We start from the raw sequence: 23,513 nt of genomic DNA on the forward strand, positions 1-23,513 counted from the left end.
AAGTCACTTCCTGAATTTTCGCTTCGGTTGTAGGCTCGACGGATGCCTCGTTCAGCGCCGAACGCCTCCGCACCCTCGGTGTGGGAGCGCAAGAAACTCCAGGCCATGCGTGAGATCCAGCGCGCCGCACTCGACCTGTTCGACGAGTACGGATTCCGCTCGGTCACGGTCGAACAGGTCGCCACAGCCTCACGCGTCTCCCCCAGTTCCATCTACCGCTACTTCGGCACCAAGGAAGCGCTCGTCCTCTGGGACGAGTACGACCCCCGGCTGATCGAGTTGCTCAGCCAGAACAGCGACACGGTGGTCACCCCGGAGGAGTTCGTCGAGGAGATCCGCGCGGCCGCCCCGGAGCTGATTCGCGAACTCAGCACCGACGAGGACCGCATTCGCCGCCGGATGCGCTATGTCGCCAGCGAGACCGATGTCCGCGACGGCCTGGCCCGTGAGACCCGCCGGCTCGAGGACGTGTTGCGTCAGGTGATCGGCGCGCGCATCGGCCGCGACCCCGACGATCTCCAGATCCGCCTGCTCGCCGCCATGCTGGCGTGGGGTTTCGACGCGGCGCTCGACTACTGGGTGGAAACCGATTTCGATCTGCCGCTCGCCGACGCGCTCGCCTACGCGATCGAGGCGCTGACCCGCAGCGCCGAGTCCGTACTCGGCTTCCCGGCGCCGCACAGCCGGACGCCACGCCACAAAAACTGAAAGTCCCTCGCAATTTCTCCGGGGAGACGTATAGTCGAAGTAACCTGATAGTCACTATCAGGTTGATTGACAGAGCCGTCACTTCGACCCTGGGGAGGTTCCACCATGACGAGGATCTTGATGCTGGGTGGCGCCGGACAGATGGGGCGGGCCGCCGCGCGCCTGCTTGCCGAGTCCCCCGCCGTGGATCACCTGGTGGTGACCGATCTACACGCGGGAAACGCCGAAACCGTCGCGAAGAGCCTGGGCGACAAAGCCTCCGGCCTCGGACTCGACATCACCGATCGCCGGTCGCTGCACGCCGCGCTGACCGAGTGCGATCTGGTGCTCAATACCGTCGGCCCGTACTTCCGGTTCGGCGTGCCGATCCTGGCGGCGGCCATCGAGGCCGGCCGCGACTACGCCGATATCTGCGACGACTGGGAACCCACGCTCGCCATGCTCGACATGCACGAACGAGCCCGCGAGGCGGGAGTGGTGGCGCTGGTGGGGATGGGCGCCAGCCCCGGAGTCTCCAACCTGCTGGCGGTGACCGCCGCTCGCGAACTCGACACCGTCGAGTCCGTGGTGACCGCGTGGAGCGGCGAAGACGCCCGGGAGGCGGGCGATTCCAGCCCGAAACAACCGAACGCGGCGTATCTGCACGCGATCCAGCAGATCACCGGCAGCATCAAGGTCACCCGGGACGGCGCGCTGACCGATCGGCCCGCCCTGGAGGAGATCACCGTCGACTATCCCGGCATCGGGGCCGGAAGTGGTTGGAGCTTCGGCCATCCCGAGGCTGTCACGCTGCATCGCGCGTTCCCCGAGTTGCGGCACAACACCAACCTGATCACCGGCAGCCGAGTACTGATCGCCATGTGCCGTGCCCTGCGCCTGTCGGTGGACCGGCATCTGCTCAGCCCGAAGCGGGCGGCTCACCTGGCCTTCCGGAGCATGGGCGTGCTGCCGCCGGGCAGTATCGGAGGCGGTGCGCTGCCTCCACTGTTCGCGCTCGCCACCGGTACCCGGTCCGGGGAGAACGCCACGGTCGCCACCGCGCTCGCGCAGGTGCCCGGTCGCACCATGGCAACGAACACCGGTATCCCGCTGGCCGTGGCCGCTCTGCAATTGGCCGGCTCGGCGGCGAACCCCGGAGTCCACACGCCGGAAACCCTGCTCGATCCGGACGAGTTCTTCGCCGCGCTGGCCCCGCACTGCATCGGCAATCCGCCGCCCGCGGCGATGACTGCGACCACGCGTTCCTGGTCCAGCCCCCAGGACAACGCCGACAGCCTGCAAACCTCGTTGCTGACCGCCTTCTACGCGGTCAGCGAGTGACGCACTGTCTGGGTCGGATGGGCCCAGAGAACGCAGGTCACAACGGTTTTCGCGCAATCGATGTGATCAGAATCAATCTCCTTTCAGTGGTGTGATTTCAAGATCACCGCTGTGATACGTTCTCGCTGTGGCCGGTGCTCGCACCTTGCCGCCCACTCCACCCCGTCGGCCGACGACCGCCCGGTACCGAAACTGCCGCGGCGCGTCGTCGGCCTGTTGCAATGCCCGAAAGAAGAACGTGCACACACTCCTCACCCGATGGCTCACGCTCGCCCTGAGCCTCGTCGCGGTCACCCTCTGCGCCGCCCCGAGTAATGCGGAACCGCTCTATCCGCAACCGGATCCGGACCCCTTCTACACCGCGCCCGCCACCATCGCCGATCTCGCGCCCGGCGACGTGGTGCGCACCCGGCGGATCGACAGCAGCCTCTACGTCGGTACCGAGGGCTGGCAGGTCGCCTTCCGCTCCACCAACTCCCAGGGCAACGCGATCATGGGCATCACCACGGTGCTGCTGCCCATCGGGGTGCGCAACCCTCCGCTGGTCTCCTACCAGGCCCTGATCAATTCGCTGGGCACACGGTGCAATCCGTCGCGGTCGCTGTTCAACGGCGAACTCCAGGACGCACCCGGCGCCATGCTGCCGATCGGGCGCGGCTGGGCCATCTCGATGCCGGACTATCTGGGCCCGACCGTCGCCTACGGCGCCGGCAAGCTCAGCGGCATGGTCACGCTGGACAGCGTCAAGGCCGTGCAGCGCGCGACCGAGCTCGGGCTCGGTAGCTCCCCCGTCGCCCTCGCGGGCTACTCCGGCGGCGGCATGGCCACCGGCTGGGCCGCCGCGCTGCAGCCCAGCTACGCGCCCGACCTGAAGCTCGCCGCGGTGGTCGCGGGCGGCATTCCCGCGGATCTGGAGCAGATGGCCCTGGGTCTGGGATTCGAGCCGCACCCCGGTTTCGGTCTCGCCTTCGCCGCGGCCATGGGCCTGGAGCGCGAGTACCCCAATCGCCTGCCGATCTCGGACCAGCTGAACGAAAACGGTTTGTGGTTCCGGGAGTTCACCCATGACGCCTGCCGTCGCTTCCTGTTGTTCCACGGCATGTTCCGCAGCGCCGAGCAGCTGGCCGCGTCCAAGAGCCTGATGGACAGCCCGGTCGCCCGCGAGGTGCTGCACGAGAACAGCCTGCGCTACTACGACGGCATCCCGACCGCGCCCACCTACATCTGGCACGGCCGCTACGACACGCTCACGCCGTACAACACGGTGGAGGAGACCGCGAACCGGTACTGCCGCGCGGGTGCGCCCGTCAAGCTCGTCACCTATGACATCGCCGAGCACATGACCGCGGCCGCGGCCGGCTTCACCGAGGCGTGGAACTACGTGGAGAGCCGCTTCCGCAACGAGCCGGTGCCCACCGGCTGCTGAACCGCCGCGGCGCGCGGGCAGGAGTCGGGGCCTGTCCGCGCCGCCCGGCGTTTTCGGGTCTGATGGGTGTCATGCGAAACAGACTCATTCAGGCCCTGCGGCCCGTGGCACCGGGCATCGCCACCATGGTCGCGGACGACCGCACCGGCCTTACGGTGCTGCCCGCCGCCTGGCTGTCCGGCTGGACACTGATCGACGCCCAGCAGCCGGGTGCGCGGCACGCACGGCGAGTCCACCTCGCGCTGTCCGAGCGCGCCGAAGTCCAGGTGCTTACCGGCCGGCCCGAGGCGTTCGACGCGGTGGTGCGCGGCAGCGAACCGAGCGCCGACACGGCGATCGCGATCGGCCGGGCGTTCCTGGACACCACACGAACCTTCGAGAAATGGTCCTATCGAGTGGAGCGGCCCGAGGAAATCGTCGGTCTGCCCGAACACACGGATCCGATCCTCGCGGACCTCCGAATCGAGATCACCCCACCGCTGCCGGTCGCCGGCCCGGCGGGCTGGTCGCTTCGGCTCTGGACGGTGACCGGGACCAGCTTGATCCGGCACGACCTGTGCGTTCGCCGGGATCGGACGGTCGAGGACCGCGCGACGGTCGCGGCGCCGGATCTCGCGGTCCCCGATTCGGTGTGAGGCGCCGACATTCCACTTAAGGTTGCTGATTATTTGCTGCCGGTCGGCGATACTGGGGCGGTGATCAAGACCGAACGCGAGCTGGCCGACGGCCGGACGATCCGGTATTACGACGCCACCCCGGTGGCGCGGGTCGCCACCGACCGCCGCGACCTGCTCGCCGCCCACACCACCTCGCAGGCGCGCTTCGATCCCCTGCTCGGTGAGTGGGTGGTGGTGGCCTCGCACCGGCAGAGCCGGACCTTCCTGCCGCCCGCGGACCTGTGCCCGCTGTGCCCGTCGACGCCCGGCCGGACCACCGAGATTCCCGAAACCGACTACCAGGTGGCGGTATTCGACAATCGGTTTCCCTCCTTGACCACGACCCGCGAACAACTGCCCGCATCGGCCGAGGGCGCGCCGAGCACGGAGCTGCGCGACGGGTTCGGCAAATGCGAGGTGGTGTGCTTCACCAGCGCCCACGATTCCTCCTTCGCCCAGCTCGAGCCCGGCCGGGTGCGCCTGGTCATGGACGTGTGGGCCGAGCGCAGCGCGGAACTGGGCGACCTCGACGGCATCGGACAGGTGTTCTGCTTCGAGAATTCCGGCCCGGACATCGGCGTGACCCTCGCGCACCCACACGGCCAGATCTACGCCTACCCGTTCGTCACCCCGCGCGTCGCCAAGATCACCGGCAAGCTCGCCGACCACCGGAAAGCCCACGGCGCCAATCTGTTCGGCGATATCCTGGCCGCGGAACGTGCCGCCCGGCTGCGGGTGGTCGCCGCCAACGCCGAATGGACCGCGTTCGTGCCGCCCTTCGCCCGCTGGCCCTACGAGGTGCAGATCTATCCGCACCGGCAGGTCCCCGACCTGCCCGACCTCGACGACGCCCAGCGCGACGCGTTCGCCGAGCTCTACCCGGACGTGCTGCGCCGGTTCGCCCGGCGCTTCCCGGCTCCGATGCCCTACGTCGCCGCCTGGAATCAGGCGCCCACCCTGAAATCCGGTGTGCCCCGGTCGGACTGGTGGCTGCACCTGCAACTCTTCTCGATCCGCCGTGCGGCGGACAAACTGAAGTACCTGGCCGGTTCGGAGTCGGGGATGAACGTCTTCATCAGCGACACCACACCCGAACAGGTCGCGGCCGAATTGCGGGAGGTGCGGTGAATCAGATGTCCCAGGCGCAGACAGTGGACGGGTCGGCCATGCGGCCGGGCGGGATCTGGGCCGCCCCGGGCCGGGTCAACATCATCGGCGAGCACACCGACTACAACGGTGGCTACTGCCTGCCCATGGCCCTGCCGCAGGTGGTCAGGTGCACCGCCATGCCCAGAACCGACGGGCTGGCGCGGGTCGGCTCGCAGCAGCACCCCGGTGAGCGGATCGAGGTACCGATCCAGGAGCTGGCACAAGCCGCCGTGACCGGCTGGTCCCGGTATCCGCTCGGCGTGGTGCACGAGTACCACCGCCGGGGGCATCATATTCCGGGAGTCGATCTGGAATTGGACGGATCGGTGCCGATCGGCGCGGGGTTGTCCTCCTCGGCGGCGCTCGAGTGCGCGGTCGCCATCGCGCTGCGCGACCTGTTCGAGCTGCCGGTGCCGGACACCGAACTCATCGATATCGCGAACCGGGCCGAGAACGACTACGTGGGCGCCCCCACCGGCACCCTCGATCAGACCGCGTCGATCCGCTGCGTGGCCGGGCACGCGCTGTTCCTCGACGCGGGCACCGGGCACACCGAGCAGGTGCCGTTCGATCTCGCCGCCGCGGGTCTGGCGCTGCTCATCGTGGATACGAATACCCCGCACGCTCTGGTGGACGGCGAGTACGCGCGTCGGCGACGCGAGTGTGAGGCCGCCGCAGCGGAATTGGGCGTCGAACGGTTACGTGATGTCACCGATGTCCGGGCGGTCGCGGCGCTGGCCGATCCGGTGCTGCGCCGCCGTGCCCGACACGTGGTCAGTGAGAACGCCCGGGTCCTGACCGTGGTGCAGGCCCTGCGTGAGGGCTCCGATCCGCGCGTCATCGGGCCGGTGCTCACCGCCGCGCACACCTCGCTGCGCGACGACTTCATGGTCTCCACCGCCCAGCTCGACACCGCCGTCGATTCCGCCCTGGATGCGGGCGCGCACGGCGCCCGCATGGTGGGCGGGGGTTTCGGCGGTAGCATCATCGCCCTCGTCGACGCCCGCGGCACCGACCGCGTCGTCGCCGAGATCCGGAACCGGTTCCGCGCGGCTCGATTCGCCGAACCACGCACCTTCGTCGCGGTGCCCTCGGCGGGCGCGCGACGGGTGGACCACCAGTGACCTCCGCTCCGTCCGGTCGGCAGTACCGGATCGTGTCGGGCCCGCACGAAGCGGTCATCGTCGAGGTCGGGGGCGGCATCCGCGAGTACCGGGTGGGCGGGCGCGACGTCCTCGCGCCCTACGCCGTCGACGCGATGTCCGACGGCGCGCACGGCGCGGTGCTGATCCCCTGGCCGAATCGACTGCGGGACGGGAAGTATCACTTCGGCGGCGCCGACTATCAGGTTCCGCTGACCGAACCGGGGAAGAGCAACGCGATCCACGGCTTCCTGCGCTGGCGAGGGTGGGTGGCATCCGGGCACGAGTCGGATGAGGTCACCATGCGGACCACCCTGTATCCGCGCCCGGAGTATCCGTTCCACCTGGATATCGCTGTGCACTATGCGCTGTCGGATGCCGGTCTGACCGTGACGACGACGGCGCGGAACTCCGGCGCGGCACCCGCTCCGTACGGCTGCGGTCATCACCCGTACCTCTCCCCCGGCGGCGGGCCGCTCGACGCGGCCGTACTGCACCTGGACGCGGCCACCCGGATCCGAACCGACCCGTACCGGCAGCTCCCGGCGGGCACCGAACCGGTATCGGACACACCGGAATTCGACTTCCGCGCAGCACGCCCCATCGGCTCGGCCCGGATCGACCACGGCTTCACCGATCTCGCCCGCGACGCCGAAGGGCGTGCCTGGGTGCGCCTGCGCGGCACCGACAATCAGGTCGCCGAGCTCTGGGTGGACGAGAGCTATCCGATCATCCAGCTGTTCACCGCCGACACGCTGACCGGCGACCATCGACGAACCGGCATGGCCGCCGAGCCGATGACCTGCCCGCCCAACGCCTTCCAGAGCGGCGAACGCCTGATCACCCTCGCACCGGGCGCCTCCTTCACCGCCCGGTGGGGTGCGCGGCTCACGCCCGGACCGTAAGCGATCCCCGAGAGTCAGAGCCGGGGCGGAAGCATCCCTGCCGCCGGAATTCGCTCGAGCACGCCGCCGGCGAAAACATCGTAGAGCGGCAAGGTTTCGAGGTGGACGTAGCCGATGTGGCAGTCGCACACGGTGAGCGGGCAGGGGCGAGGGCGCAGGGCGGCGCGATAGGAGCCGTCGTAGAGGTTGCCGAGTTCGGTGCGGACGAAATGGCAGCGGCGGACCGTGCCGTCGCCGTCCACCGAGATCACGGAATTACCGGTGCGGCAGGGTAATCCGGCCGAGCGGTGCGGGTGGAGGCTGTAACCGAAGAGCGGGTCCAGATCGGCCCACGCCGACGCGTCGGCCGCGGAGAGTTCATGCCCCTCCGGGGCGTTCACCCAGAGGTAGACCTGATCGGGCAGATCGGCGCGCAACCGGCGCGCGGCCTCGAGATGCTCCGGGAAGCCGACCACGCCGACACTGAACCGAATCCCCTTGTGCGCCAGCTCCTTCGTCTTGCCGAGAAAGCGCTCGTAGGGGGTCTGGCCGGGGTGATAGGTGCACCACAGGGCCAACGTCTCCGGGTCGGCATCGTCCAGCCAGTCCGTGCGGCAGCTGAGATTGGTCTGAATCGCGACCCGTCGCACCTGCGGCAGGTGCGACAGCTCGACCATCGCGCGCCGATACCACGACCGCACCAAACCCTCGCCCCAGGGTGTGAACAGAATCGAGAACTCGCCGGTCTGCGGCTGGTCCACCACCCAGTCGGTGAAACGCTCCAGCGCCGCGCGGTCGGCCCGCAACTGCTCGCGGCTGTCGCGCCGCTTGGCGAACGGGCAGTACGGGCAGTCGTAATCGCAGGAGGCCAGCGGGCCGCGATACAGAATCGTCAAATCGGTTGTGGGCATATCAGTTACACCTCCACTGCCCGGTGCGTCCAGCACACCTGCACGGCGAGTGACCCGCTCTCTCACTTCGGCTCGTAGGCGGCCATGGACGCCTGCACGGCGGGTGAGAAGAGGCGGGGGCCGATGGCGTCGGAGTAGGCCAGGCCCTCAGGGGTCAGGCGGAGACGGTCCGGTTCGATGCTGAGCCAGCCGAGGGCGGTGAACTCGTCGAGTTCGGTGGCGAAGTGTTCGGGTGGAGCGGTGGCGAAGCGGGTGCGGTATTCGGCGAGATCCATCCCCTCGGCCTGAAGCAGGGATTGTAGGAGATGGCGGCGGCGGGATTCGTCCTCGTCGATCCGCCGGCCGACTTCGGCGCGAGTGAAATCCGTGGTACGCGTGTAGGTGTCGATGATGCCGCGGACCTCGCGCGGAGCGACCGCGTAGTCGAAGGAGTAGTGCAGGCCCGCGGTGTAGGAGCGGGCGCCGCAACCGAGCCCGATCATGCCGTCGGTTTGGCAGGCATAGTCGTCCGGCCCCACGTCCGGCGCGTCGACGCGCCGGAACATACGCATGGAGGTCTGTTCGTAGCCGTGTTCGAGCAGGTGGTCGCGGCCGGCGCGGTAGAGGCGCAGGCGCTGCTCGTCCCAGTCGGCCTCGGTATGCGCACCGAGTTTGCCCAGCCCGGTCAGCGGGCGTACATACAGCGGGTACAGATACAGCTCCTCGGGCTGCCAGGCCAGCGCCGCGTCCAGCGAAGTGCGCCAAGTGCTTTCGGTCTGACCGTCGATGCCGTAGATCAGATCGATATTGAGCACCGGGATACGAGCGTCGCGAATCCGGGCCAGCGCGGCCTCCACCTCGGCGCGGCGCTGCGGGCGCACCGCCGCCTTCGCCTCACGGTCCACGAAGCTCTGCACGCCGATGCTCACCCGGGTCGCGCCACGGTCGGCGAGCACCGCGAGGCGGTCGGAGGTCGCGGTGGTCGGCGAGGTCTCCACCGAGAGCGGGACGGCGCGTAGATCCGCGCCCATCCGCTGCTCGGCGATATCGCAGAGGCGGGTCAACTCGTCGGCGGTGAGATAGGTGGGAGTGCCGCCGCCGAACGCGGCGGCAGCGAAACGCACCGGACGGTCGCCGAGCGCGTCCCGGACCGCCACGGCCTGGCGGTCGAGCGCGTCCAGATAGCGTCCGGTCAGGTCGTCGGGCGCGCCGATGCGGGTGAACAGATTGCAGAAGCCGCACCGGTATTCGCAGAACGGGATGTGCGCGTACAGCGACAGCGCGTCGACCGGCTCGGATTCCCACAGGCCGCGCAGCGACGGCCGGTCGGCGAGCGGACGGTACGCCGTTTTGTGCGGGTAGCCGTAGACGTAGCTCTGATATGGGCGCGGGCGGGTCAGGATGGTCATGGGTGAGCCTCTAGGAAGAACTGGGCGTAGGGAACGGTCCACACCGCTTCGTGGCCGAGCCGGTGCCCGGTGAAACCGTCCTCGCCGTAGGTGGTGCCGTGGTCGGAACATACGAGCGCGAAACAGCGGCGACGGCTGCGCATGGCGGCGAACAACCGGCCGATGTGCTGATCGACGTATTCCAGTGCGGCGGCATGGGTTTCGCGGGAATCGCCGGCTTCCCGGGTGGCGCCGGGCAGGTGGAACCAGTTCGGCTGGTGCAGCGCGGAGACATTCACGAACAGGAACAGCTTGCGTTCCGGCGGCAGTCCGGCCACCACCTCCTCGGCGCGGCGCACCTGCGCCTCGAACGAATGCGGGTCGGCCACCGAGAATTCCGGCTCCCAGTGGCTCTCTTGGAACAGGCCCGGCAGGGTCGAGCCCATCGGCCCGCGCTTGTTGAAGAAGCCGACGCCGCCCAGGCACACCGTGCGATAGCCCTCGGCCGCCAGCGCGGACACCAGATCCGGGGTATCGAAAACGAAAGTGCGGCTCGCGGTGGTCTCGCTGCCGTCGAATCGGCCCGCGAACAGCCGGGGATGCGGCCCCGGGGACGCCGGGGTCGGCAGAAAGCCCGCGAATATCGCCTGATGCGACGCGTAGGTGAAACTGCCCGGCGCATGGCGTTTTTCCCACTGCCCGTCCGGCAGGTGCGCGGCCAGGTTCGGCAACCGGCCCGCCGCCGCCAACTCGGCGGCCACATCGAACCGCAGCGTGTCCAGCGTGACCAGCAGCAGATCATCCCGGCCGATCACCTCGTTCATGTCCGGATCAGACATCGGCCGTACTCCTGGTCCGGCGCAGGATCGCCGCGACCTGCGCCTCGTAGGCGTCCTGGAATTCCGCACCGCCGCCGTCGAATCCACGCAGGCCGGGCAGCAGATCACCGAACGCGTTGACCTCGCCGACCACGAAGCGCCGCCAGCCCGGGCCGGGCAGCAGATCCACGCCGACCCTGGAGAACCCCGGAAAACACGCGGCCGCCCGCTCACAGATCTCGACCGCCCGCGACCAGCCGTCGCCCATGATCGCCCGCGCCACCCCGAGATCGCCGCGGGCACCGCCCAGATGCAGATTGGTCATCGGCCAGCGGCTGGTCCGCGCCACCGCGTGGGTGGCGCGCCCGTCCACCACCACGACCCGCAGATCGGCGGTGCGGCCGTGCAGAGACGCCTTCGGCAGCCAGCGCTCCAGATGCAGACCATCCGGCGCGAGCGCGTCGACCAGCGCGGCCACCTCCGACTCGGTGCTGTAGGTGGCGACACGCAGCGAATTGAACAGACCCCCGTCGCCCGCACGGCGCACCGACGTGGTCGCCCGGACCCGCCCGCCGCCGGCCATCGCGATGGCCAGCACTCCGGACGCCGACGAGCCGTGCGCGAGTTTGACGAACACGCGGGACAGCCCGGCGGCGCGCACATCGTCCCAGCCCCCGATCACGGGCGCGCCCGGACCCGAGGTCGGCGAGATCGGCACGGGGACATCGGCATTCGTCAGCACACCGTGACACAGGCGCTTGTCGAAGAGGACCGCCAGGTCCTCCGGGTCGTCCAGCAGGCGCGGCTCGGACCACGAGCCTGCATCCACCCCACGTGCCGAACGCAGGCTGCGGGCCGCTGCCAGGAAACGGCGATACCAGAGCGCCGAGCCCTCCACCCGGGTCGGATCGGTGGTGTCGCGGAGTAAGCGGTCGACCTGCGCGTCTTCCCCGGGAGAATCCAGGCGCACCAGTTCACCGGGGTGGAACTCGGCGCGGCCCTCGAGCACATCGAGCCAGGACACCACGCGTGCCGGGGCGAGACCCGCACGGCGCACGGCGTCCTGGAATCCGGTGACGCGGCGGTTGTTCGGGATGCCGACGACGGCGAGTGCGTTCACTCCCCGACCGCGACGTAACGCCACTCCCGGTCGTCGTCGAACTCGGCTTCCTCGTCGTCGGTGAGGATCACCTCCACGTCGTACGGTCGCAGGGCTGCCGTGAGCCGTTCCCGCAGTGTGGAACTGACGAAATGGTGGTGCAGGTCGAGGGTTTTCAGGTGGGTGAGCGGCTGGCCCTCCAGCAGCGCGGCCGCACCCTCGTCGCCGAGCGTGCCCATGGACAGATCCAGCGTGGTGAGGCGGGCCACCACCGGCGCGGACGATACGGCCACCGCGATCTGGTCCTGCATATCGCTGTTGCGCAGGCCGAGATGCCGCAATGCCGGGAAGGTGGTGCCGGAGAGGAAAGGCTCCAGGTCGGCGATCTCGGCCGTCGCGCCGTATTGCGAGGTACCCAGCCACAGATCCAGCCGCTCCAGGGCAGGCAGTCGACTGGCGGCGATGCCGCGCACCACCTCCGCGTCCAGGCCGCCGGTCTGCACCGACAGCGATCGCAGCGCGGTGTGCTCGACGGCGGTGAACTCCATCTGCTCGCCGCCGCGGAACCCGAACTCCTCGAGGTCCGGGAACGCGCCGAACAGCGGTGTCAGATCGGACTGGTGGATCCACGAGCACTCGTTCTCGTCGTAGGTGATGTCACCGACGAACAACGCGCGCAGCGCGGGCAGCCGATCCGCGGCCTCGACCAGCGCCGCGACCACCGGGGCCGAATCCTCGTCGGACTCGCCCCAGGCGCCGACGACGATCGCCCGCACCTGCGCGGACTCGACCGTGGCGAGGAAACGCTCGAAGGTCTCCGGCCAGGTGTGTTTGCTGTCCCACGGCTCGATGGCGAGGCGCCACGCCACCGTGGCGGGCGCGGGTAGTTCGACGGTGGTCTCGGCGTCGGGGAACTCGAACACGGGCAGCCCGTGGAATTCCTCGAAGTGTTCGGAAAAGGCCATGTCGCGGCTCCCCCTCATGACTACTGTGGTCGGTCCGATGTGCCAGCAAGTTCTACCAGGCCCCTCCGACAGCCGCATGGCCGCCGCGAATTGTCGTACCCCGCCGCTACTTTGAGTGTTGGGAGCCGGCGCACGGGGCGTCGGCTCGGAGGGAGTGAGCCATGTTCCGTCAGGGTGATGTTCTGATCATGCCGATCACCGAGGAGTCCGTGCCCGAGCGCCTGCGCGACGCCGCGGGCGAACCACGCGATACCCGGGGCCGCATGGTCCTGGCCCTGGGCGAGGTCACCGGCCACGCGCACGCGCTCACCGCACCCGGCCGCCTGATCCGCACCGGCGCACCCACCGCCCCCAAGCTCCTCCACCTCCCCGAAGGTGGCCGCCTCCGGCACGAGGAACACGCACCCATCCCCCTCCCCAAGGGCTGGTACCGCGTCATCCGCCAACGCGAGTACACCCCGGGCGCGATCCGGCTGATCGCCGATTGAGTCGCGACGCCGGCCGAACACCGATGACCACTTCAGCACCGAACACAGAGCGGAATCTCATGCAAACGACAGATATTTGGCGCGGCGTCGCGGCCGCCGTCGGGTGGGCGGATCGAGCGGCGGCGGAGGCCGGGGTCCGGCAGGCGTACGCCGCGGCCGGATTGGCCGAGCCCGCACGGATCATCTGGGCCGATTCACCGGCGGCCGGGGTCGCCGTGGTGCGGGGTCTCGACGATGCGGGCGCGAGTGTGCGCGAGGCGGTGCGCACCCAGCCGTGGGCGGCGCAGCGGCAGCGGCGCTTCACCGAGCTCGGCGCGGACGGCTGGAACGAGTGGTGGCAGGCGACCGGCGGCGAGCTCTGGGATACGACACGCTCGCTCGCCGAACGGATCCGCACCGGTGTGGTCGAGGACATTCTCGGCCCGTCCGGCGGCGAAATCGATGGTGACGCCCGCCGGGCGCGCGCGGCGGCCGAACGCGAGATCCGCGGTGTACTGCTCGGCGCGGTGCTCGGCCAGCACGATGCTCCCTGGCTGGCGGCTTTCGACGGGGCCGAGGCGTTGGCCGGCCTGGCCCAGGTCGCGCGGAGTGCGGGCTGGTGGTGGCCGTTCGAGCACGCCGTCGTCCTGTGTGAACGCCCGCTGCTCCTGGAGCGTGACGAGGCGGGCCGCCTGCACAGCGGCGCGGGCCCCGCCGTCGTCTTCCCGGATGGTTTCGCGCTGTACGCCTGGGGCGGTATGCCCGTCCCGGCCACTTTCCTCGCGGAACTGAGCGAACTCACACCGCAGCGCATCCGCGACGAGGAGAACGCCGAACTCCGCCGCGTCATGCTCGAATACTTCGGCTACGACCGCTATCTCACCGAGTCCGCCGCCGAGCCCGTGCACCGCGACGAGACCGGCATTCTCTGGCGCATCCCCCTCCCCGACGACGAGGATGTCGTCATGGTCGAGGTCGTCAACTCCACCGCCGAGCCGGACGGCACCTTCCGCACCTACTGGCTCCGGGTCCCCCCGGTCACGCGTACCGCGAAAGAGGGTGTCGCCTGGACCTTCGGCCTCGAGGAATCCACCTACTCCCCGCTCCAGCAGACCTGACCCGCCACGGCTCAGGTGAGGAAGGTGGTGAGGCTGCGGCGGAGTTTGGGGAGCGCGGTGGGGTCGCCGTAGCGGAGGGCGGAGTTGGCGGAGCTGAGGACGGCGTCGGTCTGGAAGGCGACGAGCGCCGGGTCGAGGGGTTTGACCTCGCCGGTGGCGGTGGCCTGCTGGAGGTCTGCGGCCAGGGTGGTGACCCATTCGGCCTTGTCGGCGACCAGGGCGTCGCGAACGGGGCCCGGGATACTGTCGAATTCGGCAAGGGTGGCGGTCCAGAAGCAGCCGCCGGCGAACAGCGGGGTTTCGGCGTAGTCGATCCAGTTGTCCATCAGCGCCTGAAAGCGTTGCAGGCCGGCCGGTTTCGATTGCGCCGGGCGGATGACAGCATCGACGAACAGCCGCCGGGCCGCGTCGATGGTTGCCAGTTGTAGTGCTTCCTTGGTGCGGAACAGGGTCTGGATGCCGGCTTTGCTCAGCCCGGTATCGGTGGCCAGCCGCCCGAAACTCAGGCCGCCGAGCCCTTCCAGGGAGGCGAGATCGACCGCGCGGCGCAACACCACCTGCCGGGTCTTCGCACCGCGCAGCAGGCGTTTGTCCGTGATCTCCGAGCCCGCCGCGTCTTGCATGCGGTCGATCGTACTCAGACCGAGGGAGCGCCGCGGACCGATCCGAGCCGATGCGCGAGCTGCTTGACGTACTCGCTGGCGATCACCGCCTGCCCGGACGTCGCGAAGTGAATCCGGTCGGCACTGAGCAGATCCGGCCGATCGTTGAACTCGTGGTCCCAGAAGTCGGTCAGGACGGCGTCGTACCGGCCGGCCAGGCGGCGCGTGATGTCGTTGAGCCGCCGGAGCCGGTCATGCCAATCCGCGAACACCGGAACGACATACGCCCGCCCGAGCGTGAACACCGTGAGCCGCGCGCCGGTCCGCACGCCCATCTCGTACATCCGGCGCAGATCCGCTTCGATCTCGTCGAAGTCGGGATCACGCCGGACGATGTCGTTGGCCCCCGAATTCAGATGCAGCAGATCGGGTTCGAACGCCCGCATCCGATCGAATTGCCCGGCCAGCACCTCGGGCGTCCGCGCGCCCACCCGCGCGGTGTTCAGCGCGGCCAGATCCGGACGAATCTGCCGCAGTATCGCCTCGAACCGCGCGCTCCAGCCCAGGTGTCCGTATCCCGGTGCGGGGTCACCGGTTCCGAGCGACAGGCTGTCGCCGATCACTCCGAAACGCCGCCAGGGCGCGTCGAAGAGCAGTGCCGCGGCCTGCGTCGGCGTCAGGCACAGCGGATCGTTCGCTTCGGTCAGGGGTGGCAGTGTCGCAGTCATGAAAGTAAACATACGACCGGCCGCACACTTTTCGCAAGGCCGCGCCGCCACTCCCCGAGGGCGTCGATTACCTTGATACGCAAGCCGATCGGGGAGGACCCCGCGCATGAAGGTGCACCACCTGAACTGCGGCAGCATGCGCCTGCCGACCATCGATCTGATCTGTCACGTGCTGCTGATCGAGACCGACAGCGGCCTCGTTCTGGTCGACACCGGACACGGTCTGCGCGACGCCGTCGATCCGGCCGGTCGGCTCGGCCCGGCCCGCCGCTTCAACCGCCCGTCGTGCGACCCGGCGGTGACCGCCGCGAAACAGGTGGAGCACCTGGGTTTTCGCCGCGACGACGTCCGCCACATCGTCATGACCCACCTGGATTCCGACCACGCGGGCGGCCTCGCCGATTTCCCGGACGCCCGGGTACATCTCACGGCGGCGGAACTGCGCGGCGCGGTCACCGCACCGACCTGGCGTGAACGCCCGCGTTTCCGCACCCCGCAGTGGTCCCATGGGCCGAAGTTCGTGCAGCACACGCCATCCGGTGAACCGTGGCGCGGCTTCGCCGCCGCCCAGGAACTCACCGAGATCTCCCCCGGCCTGGTGCTGATCGCCATGCCGGGCCACACCCGCGGCCACGCCGCCGTCGCCGTCGACGCCGGCCACCGCTGGATCCTGCATTGCGGCGACGCCTTCCTGCACCGCGGAACCGTCGACGGCGCAACCCCGGTTCCCATGGTGGTCAAGGCCATGGAGAGCATGCTCACGGTGAACCGGAGGCAGGTGCGCGACAACCACTCCCGCCTGGCCGAGCTCTACCGCCGAGCCGACCCCGACCTGCTTCTCATCTCCGCCCACGACCCGGTCATGTTCGAACACGCCCGAGCCACCGCCGACCGCTGAGCAGCACCGGCCCGAACGCGGCGCATGTCATCGCACAGCGCGAGTACGGCCACCGCGCGGCTCAGCCCATCGCGGCCAGATGCCACGGATCATGCGCGTTGAACAGCGTGATCTCCGGGTGGGTGGCGCCGAGTTCGCGCAGGCGGGCCTGGGTGCCGAGGCGAAGGTCGCGGTCGAATTCAGCGGTCTGCTGGAGGACGTCGAGAATCGGGTGGGGTTCGGGCGGGAGTTGGAGTTCGCGGTGGTAGTAGTAGGCGTCGCCGCAGTGCAGCAACCATCGATCATCCTGTCGCACAGCGACTCCCAGATGGCCCGGCGTGTGGCCGCGGAGGGGGACGAGGCGGAAGTCGGGGCCGAGCCCCTCGGGGACGGCGGCGGTGAAACCGAACCAGTCCGTGCCCGGTCGCGGCTCGTAGGTGACCCAGCGCGGGCCGTGTGCCCAGTCGGCGGGGCGGTACCGTGCCGCCGCCGCTTCCGCGAGCGCCACCTCGAGTTCGGCCGCATGGACGTGCACGGCGGCGTCGGGGAAATCGGGCAGGCCGCCGGAGTGGTCGACATCGAGGTGGGTGAGCAGAATGTGCCCGATGTCGCCGGCCGAATAGCCGAGCCGCTCGATCTGCCGCACGGCGGTCTCGGCCTCGTCGAGTACCGGCTGCGCGAAGCGCACCCAGTCGGCTTCCAGCGTGCCCTCGGGATCGCGGACATTGGCCAGCCCGAGCCCGGTGTCGACGAGGACCAGGTCGTCGTCGGTTTCGACCAGCAGGCAGTGGTTCACCGTGGGTGCCGCGCCCGCGCCCGGGTACGTCCCCTCGATGGTGGCCATGGATCCGCAGTTGAGGTGATGAATCTTCATGTCCGTTAGTCTCTGACTTGAAGCGCGCTTCAAGTCAAGGAGTCATCGTGCTCGATATCGCCGAAGTCGCCGGCCGGTCCGGCCTGGCCGCCTCCGCCCTGCGCTACTACGAGCAGCAGGGCCTGATCAGTTCCACCGGGCGAAACGGCCTGCGCCGCACCTACGCTCCCGAGGTCCTCCCCCGCCTCACCCTGATCAATTGCGCCCGTCGCGCCGGTTTCACCATCGCCGAGATCCAGCGCTTCCTGGCGGCCACCCCCGACGACACCGAGCTGCGAGCCCAGCTCGCCGACAAGGCCCGCGAGGTCGAGGCGGACATCGCCCGCCTGACCCGCATGCGCGACGGCCTGCACCATGCCACCGTCTGCACGCACGCCCGCCTGGTCGACTGCCCCGAATTCAAACGCACCCTGGCCACCCCGGACGCGCACGCCACCGACGCGTGCTGCACACCCTGACCGGTCAATTCCGCTGGGCGGCGAGCTCTCCGAGCAGCTTCCAGGTGCGCTGCTGGTCGTCGGCACCCGCCAGATCGGTGGTGGTGAACACGACCTCGGTGGCCCCGGCGTCGTAGTACCTCCCGACCGCCGCGGCGACGGTTTCCTCATCCCCGATCACCGCCAGCTCGGCGGCCCGCCGCGCTCCTTCGAGCTCGATGACCCGCCGATAGGACGGCACCTGCTCGTAGAACGCCAACTGTTCGACCGCCCGCGCGCGCACATTCTCGACATCGGCGGTCACCACGCCCGGCACGAACGCCACCACCCTGGGCGCCGTCGCGGCGGCCCGAGTGATCGCCGGGACGATGTGCTCGGACAGGGTTTTCGGCCCGGCCAGGTAGGGCAGGGTGCCGTCGGCGAACTCACCGGTGACCCGCAGCGCCTGCGGTCCCATGGCGGCCACCAGCACCGGGGTCCGCGGTTGCGCGCCCGGCAAGGCGGTGGGCAGCGGCGGGGTGACGGTGTACAGATCGCCCCGGAAGTCGGCCGTCCCGGTGTCGAGGAGCTCGCGCAGCCCGATCAGGAACTCGCGCAGCCGGGTGATCGGCCGATCGAAGGGCACGCCGAATGCGCCTGCCACCAGGTCGGATCCGAGTGCCAGTCCGAGGTGATAGCGGCCGTGCGTCGCGGCCTGCGCGGTCTGCGCCAACGCGGACACGAGCAGTGGGTGCCGGCCGAGCACCGGAATCGCGGAGGTGCCGACCTGGAGTTGGGGCACCGCACGGCCGACTACGGCTGCCAGCGTCGGCGAGTCGTAGTCCATCCGCTGTCCGAACCACACCGAGCGCAGTCCGTGCTCGGCGGCGGAACGCGCTTGGCGCACCGAGTCGTCGACGTAGTTGCCGGAATTCGTTTGGGCGAGAGCCACTCCGATGGTCATACCATCGGAAACGCCTTTCCGAACCGGCCTGTTCCGCGACGGCGCATTGAACTCGTATTGATTTCAACGCTTTTCGAAATCCGAGACTTCGTGTGTTTCACCCGGCTTCGCGCGCACTGTCCAGTTGCTGATAGTCGCGAGCGATCAGCGCGGCGCGCAGATGCCAGATTCCCGAAACCGTGGTCGGATCGAATCCGGTGAGCTGACTGATCTTCTTGAGCCGGTAGTCGACGGTATTGGCGTGCACGTGCAGCGATTCGGCGGTGCGCCGCCGGGTCAGGTCGTGGCTGAAATGCCGCTGGAGCGTTTCGAGCAGTTCCGGATAGTCGTCGAGCGGCGCCAGAATCGTGCGCAGCCAATCGATTCCGGGCCCCGGCCGGGTCAGCTGGTATTCCATGGCCAGTTGGTCGAATCGGTAGAGTCCGCCCCGGTACCGCAGCCGCTGCACCATATCGAGCAGTTCGTGCACCTGATCGGCCGCGCCGGGCACCCCGGCGGTGGGCACGGTGACCACGGTAGCCGTGATGGGCACCTGAGCCGCCCGGGACAGGTTGTGGATCAGTGCGTCCAGGTCCTCGTCACCGAGCAGGGTCGCGGGCAGCAGGATCGTGCCGCCGTCGACACTGAGCAGCGACAGCGCTTTGCCCCCGCAGGTTCGCGCCAGCTCGGCCTGTAGCCGCCGGAGTTTGCGCCGGGCCACGACTTTCGCGTCGACCCGCTCGTTGCGTTCCTCGGGGTGCACCGGAATCGCCAGGGCGAGTACCCAGTAGGACTCCGCGATCTCGATTCCGCACTCGCGGGCCATGGTGGAGGTCGACTGCCCGCTGAGCAGTGCGGAGGTGAGCGTGTGCTTGGCGGTGTGATGGTCGCTGACCACGGCCCGCAACTCTTTGAAATAGGCGCGCGACACCGTGCCGGTGATGGTGTCGAGGACTTCGAACAGCCGTCGGCTGCCCGTCTTGATGCTGTCGAAATCCGCGGCGGTCGCTTCGGCGAGGATCAGGTCGAAGCCGAGCTTGAATCCCTCGTGCACCGCGTGGTGGATGGTGTCGATCGGGATGCCCTCCCGGGCCCAGGCTTCGGCGGCGATCTGCAATTTCTGGGTGCTGTCGGGGCCATCGGCACCGTCGAGCATGCTCACGGTGAGTTCCAGGCAGGTCCGCGTGATCCTGGTGATATCCCCGTTCAGCGCTTCACCGGGAAGCGTCCCGCAGGGAATGACGTTCTCGACGAAATGCCCTACCATCGTGCGCGATAGCGAACGAACATCTTTCAGTGGTGAGGTGAAGGGCTGACCCGAGACGATCAGGGTCGGAGGGGCTGTACTGGCGATGGTCATAGTGACTCCTTTCCATCCCCGCAGCGCTGCGAGCACATCACGGTAACGCGGGTTAGCCGACGGTGGCACCGAGTGCCATAGTTCTGGGGATTATCGAACACGACAGATCACGACGCTGTGATAATCCACAGATCGCACGGCCGATTCCAGTGCTCGCGCCGAAAGCGGGCCGCTGGACACGTCGCCGCACCGCCCCGCGCGTATCGTCGACGACCTGCCCCCAGGCCGCGGAGGAGAGTCATGCAGGGGAACCCCCGAGACAGCGACGCGGACCGCCTTCTCAAAGCCGGGATCCACGGCGCGCTGGCGATTCTCGACGCCGCCGAGGCCTCCGGCGCCCTCACTCTCGACCGCTTCGAGTACGCCGCCATCCGCTGTGCTCAGCACGGCATTCCGATCGAGACCGTGCACGCGACGGTGACCGCGAGCGTCTTGTCGGCGTGGGGCGACCTCGCCTCGGACGCCGAGCTGATCGAGGCCGGACCCGATGCCGTCCTCGGCGAGCTCATCGCGATGGTTTCGCGCGCTTATAGCTGATCGCTAGCGTATGGACATTTCCACAACAGGTTTGTGAAATCGCTTTCGCAGAATCAAAAATTCGCGTCGCCGAGGGTCGATCGACGCTGCGTCGTGATCTGATCGAGATGTCCCGCCCCTGGGACGAATCACATTCACAACCAAGGATATTCGTATGCAATCGAAGACCATTCGCCCATTCGCGGTTGCCGCCCTCGCCCTGTCCACCATTGCCCTGACCGCCGGTACTGCCGGCGCGGACACCCCCACGGCGACCCAGGTTTCGGGTTCGAGCTCCGGCTCGGTGGAATTGTGCCTGCCCCTGCCGCTGGGGCCGGGCAGCGTGACTTTCTGCCTCTAGTCTTCACTCGAAATACACCCGTGGCGGTGACGCGAACATCCCCTTGTCCACGCACATTTCGTGCGTCGAATTCGCGTCACCGCCACGTGTGCGTAGCGGAGGTCCGTCGCCGAGGGCGGCACGCAGTGCCGCGCAGACGGCGACGACCGCCGGTGCCGCCCCGGTGCCGCGCCGATAGGCGATGGAGGTGCGGCGGCGGGCGGGCAGGGCGGTGAACACGACTCCCGCCGGCGCGGCCGTGGCGCCGAGTTCGGGCACCAGCGCCACCCCTTGCCCGGCGGCGACCAATGCCAGCACGGTCCCGAAATCATCGGCGTGGTGGCGGATACGCGGAGTGAAACCGGCTGCCTCGCAGGCACGAATCGTCACGGTGTGGCACAGCGTGCCGGGGGTACCCGCGATCCAGGCGGCATCGTCGCGGGCGGCCAGCCCACCGGAGGTGGTGGCTGCGAGATAGACGGTTTCCTCGAGCAGCGGCTCGCTGTCCAGAGCGGGGTCGCAAGCGGCCGGGACATAGTCGTATTCCTGCACCAGTGCGACATCCAGGGTTTCCGCGCGCAGGGCCTGCGGGACGGTCGCCGGGTCCGCCTCGGCGACCATCAGCTCGAGTTTCGGATGCTCGCGGCTCAGCGCCACCAGCGCGGGCGAGACGATCCTCGGCACCGCCGAGGGGAACGCTCCGATCCGCAGCTGGCCGGCCAGTTCGGTGCGACCAGCGGCCAGGTCGGCTTCGGCGCGTGCCAGCGCGGCGAAGACGATCTCGGCGTGTTCGACGAGAGTTCGCGCGGCAGGCGTCAATTCGACGCGGCGGCCGCTGCGCTCCAGCAGGACCACACCGGTTTCCCGTTCCAGCGCGGTGAGCTGCTGGGAGACCGCGGACGGCGTGTACGACAGCGCCGCGGCGACGGCGGCGATGGTCTTGCGGTGGGCCAGTTCGCGCAGCAAGCGCAGCCTTCGAACATCGAGCATCAGCTCAGCTTAATCTCATCGGTAGAAATATGAACTGGACCTGATGTATTGCGGCGGCCAGGCTGGGCACATGACATTCACCGGCCTGTTCGTCCCGCTCGTCACCCCGTTCACCGCCACCGGCGACCTCGCCACCGATGCGCTGGAAGCGTTGGCCCACACCGCACTCGACAACGGCGCGACCGGACTCGTCGCGCTCGGCACCACAGCCGAGGCCGCCACCTTGACGGTGGAGGAGCGGCAGACGGTGCTCGAGATCTGCGCCGCCGTCTGCACCGAACGCGCCGCGCCGCTGATCGCCGGCGCGGGCTCGAACTCGACCGCGGCATCGGCTGATTACCTTGCGGGCCTGAAGATTCCGGCCGCGGGCGTGCTGGCGGTGGTCCCCTATTACACCCGCCCATCCGAGGCCGGTGTGATCGCCCACTTCCGGGAACTCGCCGCCGCGAGTCCGGTCCCGCTGCTCGTCTACAACGTCCCGCACCGCACCGGTCGCCCGCTCGGCGCGGACACCCTGCGCGCACTCGCCCGGATCCCGAATATCGCCGGCTTCAAACACGCGGTCGGCGGTATCGACGACACCACCATCGCCTTCATGAGCACGCTCGCGCCCGGGACCGACGTGCTGACCGGAGATGACCTGTTCGCGGCCCCGATGCTCGCCCTCGGCGCCTCCGGCGGCATCCTCGCCTGCGCGAACATCGCCACCGACCGCTACGCAGCACTCGTATCCGCTTGGCACACAGGCACATCGACTACGGCCCGGACCCTGGCGAACCGGCTCGCTCCCCTGTCCGCCGCACTGTTCGCCGAGCCGAACCCCACCGTCGTCAAAGCTGTCCTGGCCGTCCAGGGCCACATTCCCACCGCGGCGGTCCGCCTGCCCCTACTTCCCGCCGACGACACCGTCACCGAGACCGCGCTCGAGCTCCTCGCCCAGATAGCGGCATCACCGGTTTCGCCACGCTGACCAGCAGCCTGCACGTCGTGCAGCCGACGTGGGCCGCGCTGCCACGCTCGACCTCGGCCCCGGTCACGATGGCCCCATCACGGGCGCGCCGCACGCGGACGCTATCCGCGCCCCGCACTCACCACGATGGCGCTGGCGTTGTCGTTGCCGCCCGCGGCGTCGGCGGCCGCCAGCAACCGATCGACCATCGCGGCGGGAGCGGCGCTGTGCGACAGCGTGTGCTGGAGCTCCTGATAGGAGACCTGGTCGGCGATTCCGTCGCTGCACAGCAGATAGCGGTCGCCGGGACGGACGGTGACCGGGACGATGTCCGCCTCCGGCTGGGAGGTGTGCCCGATGTAGCGGGTCAGGTGGTAGCGCGCGGCCGCGGCTTCGTGCGAGTGGAACGGGTACCACCCGTGCGTCACGCCGAGCCAGGCCATGGTGTGGTCGACGGTCAACAGCTCGAGCAATCCCTCGCGCAGCCGGTATACCCGCGAATCGCCGATCTGGGTGATCCAGAAGCCCTCCGGCGATTCGGTCAGTGCCGTCAGTGTGCACCCCGCGAGTCCGCCCAGTTCGCGGCCGATCGCACCGACACGCTGCTGTGCCGCCGCGACCGCACCGCGCAACACCTCGACCGTGCTCAGGTCGGCGCGCTCGTGCGCCGGCCCATCGCGCCGCACGGCCGCGGTCCATTCGACGAAGGTGTCCACCGCCGTCCGCCCGGCGCGGGCGCTGCCCTCGCTGTCGCCCATCCCGTCCGCGACGACCGCGCACAGCGGGTCCCGCGCGAGATGCACCACGTCGAAGTTCGCCCGGTACCGATTGCCGACCGCACTTCCGGCCGCGGCGTCGATCACTAGTTCCCGCATTCGATCTACTCTG

The 23,513-nt window shown here is 69.1% G+C and carries 26 protein-coding genes; 14 read left to right on the plus strand and 12 right to left on the minus strand.

Annotated features, from left to right (window positions below):
* The first annotated feature begins 42 nt into the window (after positions 1 to 42).
* The 7 genes from ACFVMC_RS26300 to ACFVMC_RS26330 all read left to right on the plus strand — a co-directional run bounded on the left by ACFVMC_RS26300 (position 43) and on the right by ACFVMC_RS26330 (position 7,306).
* Positions 43 to 708, plus strand: a complete 666-nt coding sequence (locus tag ACFVMC_RS26300; protein WP_379214513.1) for a TetR/AcrR family transcriptional regulator — start codon at positions 43 to 45, stop codon at positions 706 to 708.
* 105 nt (positions 709 to 813) lie between these two features.
* Complete coding sequence (locus tag ACFVMC_RS26305; RefSeq protein ID WP_379214515.1) at positions 814 to 2,028, plus strand: saccharopine dehydrogenase family protein; 1,215 nt, start codon at positions 814 to 816, stop codon at positions 2,026 to 2,028.
* A 274-nt stretch (positions 2,029 to 2,302) separates the two neighbouring features.
* Positions 2,303 to 3,454, plus strand: a complete 1,152-nt coding sequence (locus ACFVMC_RS26310) for a lipase family protein (RefSeq protein ID WP_379214730.1) — start codon at positions 2,303 to 2,305, stop codon at positions 3,452 to 3,454.
* Between the two features lie 71 nt (positions 3,455 to 3,525).
* Entirely contained in the window at positions 3,526 to 4,089 is a 564-nt protein-coding gene (locus ACFVMC_RS26315; RefSeq protein WP_379214516.1) for a hypothetical protein, read from the plus strand.
* An 81-nt stretch (positions 4,090 to 4,170) separates the two neighbouring features.
* Complete coding sequence (galT, locus tag ACFVMC_RS26320) at positions 4,171 to 5,238, plus strand: galactose-1-phosphate uridylyltransferase (RefSeq protein ID WP_379214732.1); 1,068 nt, start codon at positions 4,171 to 4,173, stop codon at positions 5,236 to 5,238.
* 5 nt (positions 5,239 to 5,243) lie between these two features.
* Entirely contained in the window at positions 5,244 to 6,383 is a 1,140-nt protein-coding gene (gene galK, locus ACFVMC_RS26325) for a galactokinase (protein ID WP_379214734.1), read from the plus strand.
* A complete protein-coding gene (locus tag ACFVMC_RS26330) occupies positions 6,380 to 7,306 on the plus strand; it encodes an aldose 1-epimerase family protein (RefSeq protein WP_379214518.1) in 927 nt (308 codons plus the stop codon). Before galK ends, ACFVMC_RS26330 begins: the two co-directional genes overlap by 4 nt.
* Before the next feature lie 14 nt (positions 7,307 to 7,320).
* Here the strand turns inward: ACFVMC_RS26330 and ACFVMC_RS26335 are convergent, their stop codons facing one another.
* From ACFVMC_RS26335 to ACFVMC_RS26355, 5 genes are all read right to left on the minus strand, one after another.
* A complete protein-coding gene (locus ACFVMC_RS26335; protein WP_379214520.1) occupies positions 7,321 to 8,196 on the minus strand; it encodes an STM4011 family radical SAM protein in 876 nt (291 codons plus the stop codon).
* 62 nt (positions 8,197 to 8,258) lie between these two features.
* Positions 8,259 to 9,584, minus strand: a complete 1,326-nt coding sequence (locus ACFVMC_RS26340; protein WP_379214522.1) for an STM4012 family radical SAM protein — start codon at positions 9,582 to 9,584, stop codon at positions 8,259 to 8,261.
* Complete coding sequence (locus tag ACFVMC_RS26345; protein WP_379214524.1) at positions 9,581 to 10,402, minus strand: STM4013/SEN3800 family hydrolase; 822 nt, start codon at positions 10,400 to 10,402, stop codon at positions 9,581 to 9,583. The genes ACFVMC_RS26340 and ACFVMC_RS26345 overlap by 4 nt, the downstream gene beginning before the upstream one ends.
* Positions 10,395 to 11,501 (minus strand): STM4014 family protein, encoded by a 1,107-nt coding sequence (locus ACFVMC_RS26350; protein WP_379214525.1) that lies wholly within the window; start codon positions 11,499 to 11,501, stop codon positions 10,395 to 10,397. Before ACFVMC_RS26350 ends, ACFVMC_RS26345 begins: the two co-directional genes overlap by 8 nt.
* A complete protein-coding gene (locus ACFVMC_RS26355; protein ID WP_379214526.1) occupies positions 11,498 to 12,445 on the minus strand; it encodes an STM4015 family protein in 948 nt (315 codons plus the stop codon). The genes ACFVMC_RS26350 and ACFVMC_RS26355 overlap by 4 nt, the downstream gene beginning before the upstream one ends.
* Before the next feature lie 161 nt (positions 12,446 to 12,606).
* Between ACFVMC_RS26355 and ACFVMC_RS26360 the strand changes: the two genes are divergently transcribed.
* Together ACFVMC_RS26360 and ACFVMC_RS26365 are read left to right on the plus strand one after the other, a co-directional pair.
* Positions 12,607 to 12,933, plus strand: a complete 327-nt coding sequence (locus ACFVMC_RS26360) for a hypothetical protein (protein ID WP_379214528.1) — start codon at positions 12,607 to 12,609, stop codon at positions 12,931 to 12,933.
* Positions 12,934 to 12,992: 59 nt separating this feature from the next.
* Complete coding sequence (locus ACFVMC_RS26365) at positions 12,993 to 14,030, plus strand: DUF6745 domain-containing protein (protein WP_379214529.1); 1,038 nt, start codon at positions 12,993 to 12,995, stop codon at positions 14,028 to 14,030.
* 11 nt (positions 14,031 to 14,041) lie between these two features.
* Here ACFVMC_RS26365 and ACFVMC_RS26370 read toward each other — a convergent pair whose 3' ends face one another.
* Both ACFVMC_RS26370 and ACFVMC_RS26375 read right to left on the minus strand, forming a co-directional pair.
* Positions 14,042 to 14,653, minus strand: a complete 612-nt coding sequence (locus ACFVMC_RS26370) for a TetR/AcrR family transcriptional regulator (protein WP_379214531.1) — start codon at positions 14,651 to 14,653, stop codon at positions 14,042 to 14,044.
* Between the two features lie 14 nt (positions 14,654 to 14,667).
* Positions 14,668 to 15,360 (minus strand): SGNH/GDSL hydrolase family protein, encoded by a 693-nt coding sequence (locus tag ACFVMC_RS26375; RefSeq protein WP_379214533.1) that lies wholly within the window; start codon positions 15,358 to 15,360, stop codon positions 14,668 to 14,670.
* Between the two features lie 106 nt (positions 15,361 to 15,466).
* On the opposite strand from ACFVMC_RS26375, the gene ACFVMC_RS26380 reads away from it, so the two are divergent.
* The gene (locus tag ACFVMC_RS26380; RefSeq protein ID WP_379214535.1) at positions 15,467 to 16,258 is read left to right on the plus strand and encodes an MBL fold metallo-hydrolase; all 792 of its coding nucleotides are present in this window, start codon (positions 15,467 to 15,469) and stop codon (positions 16,256 to 16,258) included.
* A 61-nt stretch (positions 16,259 to 16,319) separates the two neighbouring features.
* Here the strand turns inward: ACFVMC_RS26380 and ACFVMC_RS26385 are convergent, their stop codons facing one another.
* Positions 16,320 to 17,111, minus strand: coding sequence for an MBL fold metallo-hydrolase (locus tag ACFVMC_RS26385; protein WP_379214537.1), 792 nt, complete (start codon positions 17,109 to 17,111; stop codon positions 16,320 to 16,322).
* A 47-nt stretch (positions 17,112 to 17,158) separates the two neighbouring features.
* On the opposite strand from ACFVMC_RS26385, the gene ACFVMC_RS26390 reads away from it, so the two are divergent.
* A complete protein-coding gene (locus ACFVMC_RS26390) occupies positions 17,159 to 17,569 on the plus strand; it encodes a MerR family transcriptional regulator (protein WP_379214538.1) in 411 nt (136 codons plus the stop codon).
* A 4-nt stretch (positions 17,570 to 17,573) separates the two neighbouring features.
* On the opposite strand, the gene ACFVMC_RS26395 is transcribed toward ACFVMC_RS26390, so the two are convergent.
* The gene (locus tag ACFVMC_RS26395) at positions 17,574 to 18,491 is read right to left on the minus strand and encodes a TIGR03564 family F420-dependent LLM class oxidoreductase (RefSeq protein ID WP_379214540.1); all 918 of its coding nucleotides are present in this window, start codon (positions 18,489 to 18,491) and stop codon (positions 17,574 to 17,576) included.
* A 97-nt stretch (positions 18,492 to 18,588) separates the two neighbouring features.
* Positions 18,589 to 19,830, minus strand: coding sequence for a PucR family transcriptional regulator (locus ACFVMC_RS26400; protein WP_379214542.1), 1,242 nt, complete (start codon positions 19,828 to 19,830; stop codon positions 18,589 to 18,591).
* Between the two features lie 240 nt (positions 19,831 to 20,070).
* On the opposite strand from ACFVMC_RS26400, the gene ACFVMC_RS26405 reads away from it, so the two are divergent.
* Entirely contained in the window at positions 20,071 to 20,367 is a 297-nt protein-coding gene (locus ACFVMC_RS26405) for a hypothetical protein (RefSeq protein WP_379214544.1), read from the plus strand.
* A 154-nt stretch (positions 20,368 to 20,521) separates the two neighbouring features.
* Positions 20,522 to 20,707 (plus strand): hypothetical protein, encoded by a 186-nt coding sequence (locus ACFVMC_RS26410; protein ID WP_379214546.1) that lies wholly within the window; start codon positions 20,522 to 20,524, stop codon positions 20,705 to 20,707.
* A 3-nt stretch (positions 20,708 to 20,710) separates the two neighbouring features.
* On the opposite strand, the gene ACFVMC_RS26415 is transcribed toward ACFVMC_RS26410, so the two are convergent.
* Positions 20,711 to 21,676: a LysR substrate-binding domain-containing protein gene (locus ACFVMC_RS26415; RefSeq protein WP_379214548.1), complete on the minus strand. Its 966-nt coding sequence runs from the start codon at positions 21,674 to 21,676 to the stop codon at positions 20,711 to 20,713.
* Between the two features lie 70 nt (positions 21,677 to 21,746).
* Here ACFVMC_RS26415 and dapA point away from each other — a divergent pair, with 70 nt between their 5' ends.
* The gene (dapA, locus tag ACFVMC_RS26420) at positions 21,747 to 22,646 is read left to right on the plus strand and encodes a 4-hydroxy-tetrahydrodipicolinate synthase (RefSeq protein ID WP_379214550.1); all 900 of its coding nucleotides are present in this window, start codon (positions 21,747 to 21,749) and stop codon (positions 22,644 to 22,646) included.
* 101 nt (positions 22,647 to 22,747) lie between these two features.
* Here dapA and ACFVMC_RS26425 read toward each other — a convergent pair whose 3' ends face one another.
* Positions 22,748 to 23,500, minus strand: a complete 753-nt coding sequence (locus tag ACFVMC_RS26425) for a PP2C family protein-serine/threonine phosphatase (protein WP_379214551.1) — start codon at positions 23,498 to 23,500, stop codon at positions 22,748 to 22,750.
* Between the last annotated feature and the right edge of the window lie 13 nt (positions 23,501 to 23,513).

This window comes from Nocardia sp. NPDC127579, assembly GCF_042672005.1.
GTDB lineage: Bacteria > Actinomycetota > Actinomycetes > Mycobacteriales > Mycobacteriaceae > Nocardia.

Coding starts and splice junctions, on each gene's coding strand:
- ACFVMC_RS26380 (WP_379214535.1), top strand. CDS start 15,467: ATGAAGGTGCACCACCTGAACTGCGGCAGCATGCGCCTGCCGACCATC.
- ACFVMC_RS26300 (WP_379214513.1), top strand. CDS start 43: ATGCCTCGTTCAGCGCCGAACGCCTCCGCACCCTCGGTGTGGGAGCGC.
- ACFVMC_RS26400 (WP_379214542.1), bottom strand. CDS start 19,830: ATGACCATCGCCAGTACAGCCCCTCCGACCCTGATCGTCTCGGGTCAG.
- ACFVMC_RS26305 (WP_379214515.1), top strand. CDS start 814: ATGACGAGGATCTTGATGCTGGGTGGCGCCGGACAGATGGGGCGGGCC.
- ACFVMC_RS26415 (WP_379214548.1), bottom strand. CDS start 21,676: ATGCTCGATGTTCGAAGGCTGCGCTTGCTGCGCGAACTGGCCCACCGC.
- ACFVMC_RS26395 (WP_379214540.1), bottom strand. CDS start 18,491: ATGACCATCGGAGTGGCTCTCGCCCAAACGAATTCCGGCAACTACGTC.
- ACFVMC_RS26340 (WP_379214522.1), bottom strand. CDS start 9,584: ATGACCATCCTGACCCGCCCGCGCCCATATCAGAGCTACGTCTACGGC.
- ACFVMC_RS26405 (WP_379214544.1), top strand. CDS start 20,071: ATGCAGGGGAACCCCCGAGACAGCGACGCGGACCGCCTTCTCAAAGCC.
- ACFVMC_RS26355 (WP_379214526.1), bottom strand. CDS start 12,445: ATGGCCTTTTCCGAACACTTCGAGGAATTCCACGGGCTGCCCGTGTTC.
- ACFVMC_RS26345 (WP_379214524.1), bottom strand. CDS start 10,402: ATGTCTGATCCGGACATGAACGAGGTGATCGGCCGGGATGATCTGCTG.
- ACFVMC_RS26425 (WP_379214551.1), bottom strand. CDS start 23,500: ATGCGGGAACTAGTGATCGACGCCGCGGCCGGAAGTGCGGTCGGCAAT.
- galK (WP_379214734.1), top strand. CDS start 5,244: ATGTCCCAGGCGCAGACAGTGGACGGGTCGGCCATGCGGCCGGGCGGG.
- ACFVMC_RS26375 (WP_379214533.1), bottom strand. CDS start 15,360: ATGACTGCGACACTGCCACCCCTGACCGAAGCGAACGATCCGCTGTGC.
- ACFVMC_RS26385 (WP_379214537.1), bottom strand. CDS start 17,111: ATGAAGATTCATCACCTCAACTGCGGATCCATGGCCACCATCGAGGGG.
- dapA (WP_379214550.1), top strand. CDS start 21,747: ATGACATTCACCGGCCTGTTCGTCCCGCTCGTCACCCCGTTCACCGCC.
- ACFVMC_RS26335 (WP_379214520.1), bottom strand. CDS start 8,196: ATGCCCACAACCGATTTGACGATTCTGTATCGCGGCCCGCTGGCCTCC.
- ACFVMC_RS26360 (WP_379214528.1), top strand. CDS start 12,607: ATGTTCCGTCAGGGTGATGTTCTGATCATGCCGATCACCGAGGAGTCC.
- ACFVMC_RS26365 (WP_379214529.1), top strand. CDS start 12,993: ATGCAAACGACAGATATTTGGCGCGGCGTCGCGGCCGCCGTCGGGTGG.
- ACFVMC_RS26410 (WP_379214546.1), top strand. CDS start 20,522: ATGCAATCGAAGACCATTCGCCCATTCGCGGTTGCCGCCCTCGCCCTG.
- ACFVMC_RS26315 (WP_379214516.1), top strand. CDS start 3,526: ATGCGAAACAGACTCATTCAGGCCCTGCGGCCCGTGGCACCGGGCATC.
- ACFVMC_RS26370 (WP_379214531.1), bottom strand. CDS start 14,653: ATGCAAGACGCGGCGGGCTCGGAGATCACGGACAAACGCCTGCTGCGC.